This window comes from Aminobacter sp. P4_D5 (assembly GCF_056401815.1).
Window position 1 is genome coordinate 1 of record NZ_JBFUIP010000796.1, and the last position, 675, is coordinate 675.

The following is a 675-nucleotide window of genomic DNA, read 5'->3' on the forward strand; positions in this document are numbered from 1 at the left end:
GTCGAGGAGTGCGAGGTCGCCGGCATCGCCGCCATGTCCATCGAAGACACGGAACTGCCCCGCCCCCACGGCGCCCCCAAGCCGCGCCTCATCTCCATCGAGGAGGGCGTCGGCAAGATGCGCGCGGCGGTGGCGGCGCGGGTGGACCGCTCGCTCTGCATCTTCGCGCGGACGGGCGCGATGAACGTGACCTCCAAGGAGGACTGCATCGCCCGCATCAAGGCCTATAACGGCACGGGCACGGACGGGCTCTTCCTCACCGGCGTCACCAAGCGCGACGAGCTGGACGCAGCCGCCGAGGTGGCGAAGCAGCCCCTCATCCTCGGCACGCTCTCGCCCGCCATCGCCGATCGCGACTACCTCGCCAGCCGCGGCGTTCGCATCGCGCTGCAGGGCCATGCGCCGAGCCAGGCGGCGGCCCAGGCGATCCACGCGACGCTGAAAGCGCTGCGCGACGGGGTCTCGCCCTCGGCCCTGACCGGGCTGCCGGAGAAAGGCGCCATGGCCCGCTGGACGCGCGAGGAGCCCTATTCCGAGGCGATGAAGGACTATCTCGGATAGGCTTCAGCCCACGACCACGCGGTTGCCCCCCTGCCGCCGCGCGGCGCCCAGCGCGGCATCGGCGCGCTCCAGCAGCTCGGCCAGGGATCCGCCGGGCCGCGCCATGCTCATCCC

1 protein-coding gene is annotated in these 675 nt (G+C 72.4%); it reads left to right on the top strand.

The window, feature by feature from the left end:
- A partial coding sequence (locus AC1DWF_RS35055) for an isocitrate lyase/phosphoenolpyruvate mutase family protein (RefSeq protein ID WP_476843076.1) occupies positions 1 to 561 on the top strand: 561 nt, incomplete at its 5' end.
- Positions 562 to 675 lie beyond the last annotated feature (114 nt).